We start from the raw sequence: 7,157 nt of genomic DNA on the forward strand, positions 1-7,157 counted from the left end.
AGATTCCTTGTGCAGACCCTCGTGTTTGCGCAGACAAGAAGCCACCGCAAGGTGGCTTTTTTGTTTCTGGTTGTTGCGGTTTTTGGTGTGACTTCTTCACATGGAAAGCCTTTGTGCACAAAACACGATCTATTGTCCAGATTTTTTAAGGGCAAACCCGGAACTTTCCCTCAACATTCGTAACAATAGACGGTGTCCTGTTTGCAGGGCGTCCATCTTTCACCGACTCGTCTGCCCCGCTCCATGCGCCTTGCGCCATCGTTTGTCTTTTCGTTGCTGATGCTGTTGTCCATCTTCTGCGGGCAGGTGGCAGCTTCGGCATCTTCCGATGGACTGGAAGGCGATGGCCTGCTGGCGCACCATCCCGTCGTGACCATCGATGAGGAATTCCTCGAGGAACTCGCGGAAGTGGAGGAAGACGACGAGACCGAGTTTGCCGAGCTGACGGCACACAGCGGCAACAAGCGCCAGCTGCTGGCCCTGCTGGCCTGCGGCGAGGACCGTTCCGCCGAGATGTACTGGCCGCCCGAGCCCATCGCCGTGCAGGTGGTGTCGCTGTGGGCCCCGCCTTCGACCTATTCCCAGGCGCACCTGTCGCCCGCCCCGGGCCAGCTGCTGCGCCCTCCAAGACCTTCCCTGCTCGGCTGACCGCATATTGCGGCGCAGGCATGCCTTGTGCCCCTTGCGCCCCTTGTCGGCTGACGCATCCCACTGCCTGATCACTGCTCGTGCGCGCCTTGCTGGCGTGCACGCCATGCCGTCGTCCGCGCGCTGACTGCGCACGGCGCGGCCATGCCCGTTCCCGCGTGGTCCGCAGGGAAGGGCCCATCTCTTACTCAACCCCTCGACTGTCGCTTTGCGGCAGATGCATGCCATGGTGAATCCAACGGTATTGGCGGGAATGGCCCCCGCCCGTTTTCCATCCTGTTCGCGCAAGGTCCTGCAAGGCGCGATCTGCAGCCTGCTGGTGGGCTGGGGTGCTGGCGCTTCGGCGCAGGCCCATCCCCCTGGCAAGCCCCAGGCGTCCCAGGCGCCCCTGACGCAGGCGGCTCCGGCCGCCGCCGAGGCCGCCGAGGCCGCGGCGTCCCGTACGCCGATCGTGCCGAAGGCCGGTTCGGCCGCAGAGGCGCCTTCGGTGGCTTCGGCCGCCGCACAGCGCCTGCCCCAGCTGAGCCTGAACGAGGTCGTTCGCGCCGTGCTGGACCACAACCCCGATCTGCGCGCTGTCGAGCAGTCCCGGACCACGGCGCGCGCAGGCGTGGTCAGCGCCTCGGCGCTGCCCAATCCCAAGCTCGAATGGAACCAGGGCCGCAACAGCGCCCGCGTTCCGGGCGCGGCAGCCGGCACGGTGCAGGGCTGGGCCGTGGCCTTGCCCATCGAGAACCCCGCCGTGCGCGGTGCGCGCGTGGAGGCCGCGAGGGCAGGCGAGCAGGGCTCGGTGCACTTCGTGGCGACCACGCGCAATGCGCTGGTGGCCCAGGTGCGGCTGCGCGCCTACGAAATGGTGCTGCGCGAGGCGGAGGTCGAGGCCGCCAAGGAGGCGGTGCGCCTTCTGGAGCAGGCCCATGAGCGCGTCCGCGTCCGCGTGGACAGCGGCGAGGCGGCCCGCTACGAAATCATCAAGGCCGATGCCGAAATCATCCAGGCGCGCCAGCAGGAGCAGACCGCAAGGCTGCGTGCCGAGCAGGCGCAGCTGGCGCTGGGCCGCCTGGCCGCAGGCCAGCTGCCCGTGCGCTTCCGCCTGGATGTGTCGCTGGAGGATCCGCTGCGCATCGAGGACATGGGCGAGATCGATCCCATGGAGCATCCCGAACTGCGCCAGCTCAAGGCGGAGGTCGAGCGTGCCCAGGCGCGGCTTGACGGTGCCAAGGCCTCGCGCTGGCCGGGCGTGGAGCTGCGCTACGGCCAGACGCGCGAGCCCGATGTGCGCCTGAACACGGTGGGCGTGAGCATCCAGATCCCCTTGCTCGACCAGCACCGCGGCCCCATCGACGAGGCGGCCTCCGAGCTGGAGCGCGCGCGTCTGCAGCTGGAAGGCCGGCAGATCGAGCTGCGCCAGCAGACGCTGCAGGCCTGGAAGGAGCTGGAGATGGCGCGACTGCGCACCCAGGCACTGAGCCAGGGTTCGGTGCGCGAGGCCGAGTCGGCCCTGCGCGTGGCCGAGGCCGCCTACCGCTTCGGCGAGCGCGGCATTCTCGATGTGCTCGATGCGCAGCGCGTGCTGCGCTCCATCCGTGCAGACCTGCTCGACGCGCGCTACCAGCTGCAGGCGGCGCGCATACAGCTCGAATACCTGGCGGGCCGCTACGACGATCCGTCCGCGCTGTGAAGCGCGCCCCTGCCTCACACCCGAAATCAGAAACGAACATGTCCTTGAATATGCATCCGCAACCCATCGCCGCCCGCGCAGGCAGCAGCACCTTGGTGAACTCCCTGGCCCTGGCCGGCCTGCTGGCCGCAACGCTGGCGCTGAGCGCCTGCGGCAAGAACGAAGAGGCCGAAGCCAAGGCGGCGCCCGCAGCGGCCGCTGCGCAGGAGCAGGACCCGATGGAGGTCCGCGTCACCGCCGAGATGGCGCCCAACTTCGCCGTCAAGCCCGTGGCGCAGGCGCAGATCGCGCTGCTGCAGGAGGTGTCCGGCCGCATCGAGGCCAATGAGCGCCAGGTCACCCGCATTGGCGCGGCCGCCACGGGACGCGTGACCGAAGTGCTGGTCGAAGTGGGCGACCGCGTGCGCGCGGGCCAGGTGCTGGCCCGCGTGGCCAGCCCCGAGCTGACCACCGCCCAGCTGGCCTATCTGCGTGCACACTCCGCCGCCACGCTGGCCGAGCGCGGCGTGGAGCGCGCGCGCCAGCTGATAGCCGCCGATGTCATCGGCTCGGCCGAGCTGCAGCGCCGCGAGTCCGAGCTGTCGATTGCGCGCGCCGAGCAGCGCGCTGCCGGCGACCAGTTGCGCCTGATCGGCATTCCCGACAGCGCCATCGCCCAGCTGCGCGACAAGGGCACGCTGCAGTCGCATGCGGCCGTGCTGTCCACAGGGGCCGGCGTGGTGATCGAGCGCAAGGTCAGCTCCGGCCAGGTGACCCAGCCCGGCGATCCGCTGTTCACCGTGGCCGACCTGAGCAGCGTCTGGGTGGTGGGCGCGATCCCCGAGCAGATGGCCAGCGGCGTGCGTGCCGGCCAGGCCGTGGAGATCGCCGTGCCCGCCCTGGGCGAGCGCGTGCTGTCCGGCCAAATCGTGCATGTGGGCGACACCGTGACGCCCGAGACCCGCACCGTCACCATCCGCACCCAGGTGGACAACCCCGAGCGCGACCTCAAGCCCCAGATGCTGGCCACCATGCGCATCCAGGGCGAGGTGCGCCAGCTGCTGGCCGTGCCGGCCGAGGCCGTGGTGCGCGAGAACGACCGCGACCATGTCTTCGTCAAGAAGGGCGAGAACCACTACCGCCTCACGCCCGTCGAGCTGGGCACCGCCAGCGGCGGCATGCGCCCCGTGAACAAGGGCGTGGCCGATGGCACGGTCATCGTTACCACGGGTGCCTTCCACCTGAACAACGAGCGCAAGCGCGCAGAGCTGGAGTAAGCCCATGATCGCTTCCATGATCCGGGCCGCACTGAGCCAGCGGCTCATCGTGATCGTGCTCTCGCTGGTGCTGTGCGGCTTCGGCCTGCGCGCCGCCATGAATCTGTCGGTGGATGCCTTTCCTGACGTGACCAACGTCCAGGTTCAGGTGGCCACCGAGGCGCCAGGCCGTTCGCCCGAGGAAATCGAGCGCTTCGTGACCGTGCCGCTGGAAATCGCCATGACCGGCATGCCGGGCCTGGTGGAGATGCGCTCGCTCAACAAGAGCGGCCTGTCCATCATCACCCTGGTCTTCACCGATGCCACCGACGTGTACTTTGCACGCCAGCTCGTCACCGAGCGGCTGATGGAGGTCACGCCGCGCATGCCCGCAGGCATCATCCCCGTGCTGGGGCCGGTGTCCACGGGCCTGGGCGAGGTCTACCAGTACACGCTGGACCATCCCGACGACGGCAAGCGGGCCCTCACGCCCGAGGAGCTGACCGAGCGCCGCACTATCCAGGACTGGGTGGCGCGCCCGCTGCTGCGCTCCATTCCCGGCGTGGCCGAAATCAACTCGCAGGGCGGCTACGTCAAGCAGTACCAGGTGGAGGTCGATCCCGGCCGGCTGCGCCACTACGGCCTGTCCGTGCGCCATGTGGTCCAGGCCATCGCCGACAACAACGCCAATGCCAGCGGCGGCATCCTGCCCCAGGTCACCGAGCAGTACCTGATCCGCGCCGTGGGCCTGGTCCAGTCGCTGGATGACATCGGCAACATCGTTCTCAAGCAGGAAGGCGGCGTGCCGGTCTTCGTGCGCGATGTGGCCGAAGTCCAGCTGGGCCAGGAAGTGCGCCAGGGCGCCATCATCAAGGGCGGCTATACCGAAGGCGTCTCCGGCATCGTGCTGATGATGCGCGGCGGCAATGCCAAGGAGGTGGTCACCCGCGTGAAGGAGCGCGTGCAGGAGATCAACTCCAAGGGCATGCTCCCCGGCGGCCTGCAGATCGTTCCCTACTACGACCGTACCGACCTGGTCGACTCGGCGCTGTGGACCGTGGGCAAGGTGCTGATCGAGGGCATCCTGCTCGTGGTCGTGGTGCTCTTCATCTTCCTGGGTGACGTGCGCTCCAGCCTGATCGTGGTGGCCACGCTGATCATCACGCCGCTGACCACCTTCATCATGATGAACCGCTGGGGCATCTCGGCCAACCTCATGTCGCTGGGGGGGCTGGCGATCGCCATCGGCCTCATGGTCGATGCCACCGTGGTGGTGGTGGAGAACGTGTTCCACAAGCTCGGCCAGGCCGGCGACAGCATGGGCGCACGCGTGCGCACCGTGCTGTCGGCCACCACCGAGGTGGCCACGCCCACCATCTTCGGCATCGCCATCATCATCCTGGTGTTCCTGCCGCTGATGACGCTGCAAGGCATCGAAGGCAAGATGTTCGGCCCGCTGGCGCTGACCATCGCGATCTCGCTGGCCGTCTCGCTGGCCGTGTCGCTGTTCCTGTCGCCCGTGCTGTGCTCGTACTTCCTCAAGGGCGGCGCGGACCATGACACGCGCCTGATCGCCTTCCTCAAGCGCTACTACCTGCGCCTGCTGGACCTGGCCACCGCGCGCAACCGCGCCACGCTGGCCGTGGCCGTGGCGCTGCTGCTGGGCTCGCTGGGACTGTTCCCGCTGCTGGGCAAGTCCTTCATGCCCACCATGAAGGAGGGGGCGCTGACGCCGCAGATCAACCGCGTGCCCAGCATCTCGCTGGACGAGTCCATCCGCATGGAAATGGCGGCGATGAAGTCCGTGGCCGAAGTGCCCGGCGTGCTCAGCGTGGTCTCCAAGCTCGGACGCGGCGAATCGCCGGCTGATCCCGCAGGCCCCAACGAGTCCGACCCCATCGTGCTGCTGGACCCCGAGTCCGACCGCACCCAGGATGAGATCGACGAAGACATCCGCCAGCGCCTGTCCTCGATCCCGGGCGTGCAGATCGTGCTGTCCCAGCCGATCTCCGAGCGCGTGGACGAAATGGTCACGGGCGTGCGCTCGCAACTGGCCATCAAGGTCTTCGGGGACGAGCTGAGCGAGCTGCGCGACGTGTCCGAGCAGGTCGCACGCATCCTCAAGAGCGTGCCGGGCAGCACGGACATCCGCGTCGAGCGCCTGTCAGGCCAGCAGGCTCTGACCGTGGATATCGACCGCAAGGCGATCGCCCGCCACGGCCTGAACGTCACCGACGTGCAGGGCGTGATCGAGTCGGCCATCGGCGGCAAGGAAGTGACCACGGTCTACGAGGGCGAGCGCCGCTACAACGTGGTGGTTCGCTTCCCCGAGCCGTTCCGCGGCTCGCCCGCCGCCATCGGCGCCACCTTGCTGACCACGGCCACGGGCGCCCAGGTGCCGCTGAGCAGCGTGGCCCGCATCGAGCTGGTGGACGGCCCCGCGCAGATCAGCCGCGAAGGCGGCAAGCGCCGCGTGGTGGTGGGAGCCAACGTGGAAGGGCGCGACCTGGGCGGCTTCGTGACCGAAGTGCAGCAGCGCATCGACAGTGAAGTGCAGTTGCCCGATGGCTACTACTTCAAGTACGGTGGCCAGTTCGAGAACATGGAGCGCGCCATGGGCACGCTGCAGATCATCGTGCCGCTGACCATCGTGGCCATCTTCTTCCTGCTGTTCCTGCTGTTCAACTCGGTCAAGCTGGCCGGGCTGATCATCCTGGTGCTGCCCTTCGCCTCCATCGGGGGACTGATAGGCCTGTTCGTCACGGGCGAATACGTGAGCGTGCCGGCATCGGTGGGCTTCATCGCGCTGTGGGGCATTGCGGTGCTCAACGGCGTGGTGCTGGTCTCCTGCATCCGCAAGCTGCGCGAAGATGGCATGAACGTGGCCGAGGCCGTGCGCGAAGGCTGCGTGCAGCGCTTCCGCCCCGTGATGATGACGGCCACCGTCGCGCTGCTGGGCCTGGTGCCCTTCCTGTTCGCCACCGGCCCCGGCTCGGAGGTGCAACGCCCGCTGGCCATCGTGGTGATCGGTGGCCTGATCTCGTCCACCCTGCTCACCCTGGTGGTGTTGCCGACCCTGTACCGCTGGTTTGACGAAAAACCGCTGGAAGCCTGATGAAGGAGACACTGCAATGACCATGAAGGAAATCCGGGCCATCGTGCGCCCCAGCCGCCTGGAGCGCCTGCGCGACGCGCTGCGCGCCATTCCCAACTTCCCCGGCGTGACGCTGTTCCGTGCCGAGGGCTTCACGGCCCCGGCCGCCATCGACAAGCGCAGCGTGAAGGAGGAGTTGACCGACTTTTCCGACAAGATCATGGTCTGCGTGCTGGCCGAGGCATCCATGGTCGAGCCCATCCGCGCGGCCATCACCTCGGCCTGTCACTCGGGCCAGGTCGGCGACGGCCTGGTCTGGGTGGTGGACATCGCCGAGATCCACCGCATACGCGACGGGCAAAGCCTGGCCTGACCCGGGCTGCAGCAGGGCGCCGGAATGCAGGACGACATAAAAAAGTCATGCATTCCGGAATTGCCCCAAAAACGCTGTGCTACAATTTTTGAATCGCAGCAACGAAGCAGTGCAACGTTGCAGCAA

Annotated in this window: 5 protein-coding genes; all 5 read left to right on the top strand. The window is 67.6% G+C overall.

All coding sequences use genetic code 11. The annotated features are described in order from the left end of the window. Positions 1–279: 279 nt before the first annotated feature. The 5 genes from DTS01S_RS27465 to DTS01S_RS27485 all read left to right on the top strand — a co-directional run bounded on the left by DTS01S_RS27465 (position 280) and on the right by DTS01S_RS27485 (position 7,031). The gene (locus tag DTS01S_RS27465; RefSeq protein WP_017407525.1) at positions 280–648 is read left to right on the top strand and encodes a hypothetical protein; all 369 of its coding nucleotides are present in this window, start codon (positions 280–282) and stop codon (positions 646–648) included. 226 nt (positions 649–874) lie between these two features. Continuing rightward, positions 875–2,329, top strand: coding sequence for a TolC family protein (locus DTS01S_RS27470; RefSeq protein ID WP_016451428.1), 1,455 nt, complete (start codon positions 875–877; stop codon positions 2,327–2,329). A 38-nt stretch (positions 2,330–2,367) separates the two neighbouring features. Then, positions 2,368–3,585, top strand: a complete 1,218-nt coding sequence (locus DTS01S_RS27475; RefSeq protein ID WP_016450795.1) for an efflux RND transporter periplasmic adaptor subunit — start codon at positions 2,368–2,370, stop codon at positions 3,583–3,585. Positions 3,586–3,589: 4 nt separating this feature from the next. Continuing rightward, entirely contained in the window at positions 3,590–6,679 is a 3,090-nt protein-coding gene (locus tag DTS01S_RS27480; RefSeq protein WP_061289808.1) for an efflux RND transporter permease subunit, read from the top strand. Positions 6,680–6,695: 16 nt separating this feature from the next. After that, complete coding sequence (locus DTS01S_RS27485; RefSeq protein WP_016450797.1) at positions 6,696–7,031, top strand: P-II family nitrogen regulator; 336 nt, start codon at positions 6,696–6,698, stop codon at positions 7,029–7,031. Positions 7,032–7,157 lie beyond the last annotated feature (126 nt).

The organism is Delftia tsuruhatensis NBRC 16741 (assembly GCF_001571325.1).
In the GTDB taxonomy this organism is placed as follows: Bacteria; Pseudomonadota; Gammaproteobacteria; order Burkholderiales; family Burkholderiaceae_C; genus Comamonas; species Comamonas tsuruhatensis.

Bases quoted from the DNA above. Each gene is read 5' to 3' on its own strand.
- DTS01S_RS27470 (WP_016451428.1), top strand. From the start codon at position 875: ATGGTGAATCCAACGGTATTGGCGGGAATGGCCCCCGCCCGTTTTCCA.
- DTS01S_RS27465 (WP_017407525.1), top strand. From the start codon at position 280: ATGCTGTTGTCCATCTTCTGCGGGCAGGTGGCAGCTTCGGCATCTTCC.
- DTS01S_RS27485 (WP_016450797.1), top strand. From the start codon at position 6,696: ATGACCATGAAGGAAATCCGGGCCATCGTGCGCCCCAGCCGCCTGGAG.
- DTS01S_RS27480 (WP_061289808.1), top strand. From the start codon at position 3,590: ATGATCGCTTCCATGATCCGGGCCGCACTGAGCCAGCGGCTCATCGTG.
- DTS01S_RS27475 (WP_016450795.1), top strand. From the start codon at position 2,368: ATGTCCTTGAATATGCATCCGCAACCCATCGCCGCCCGCGCAGGCAGC.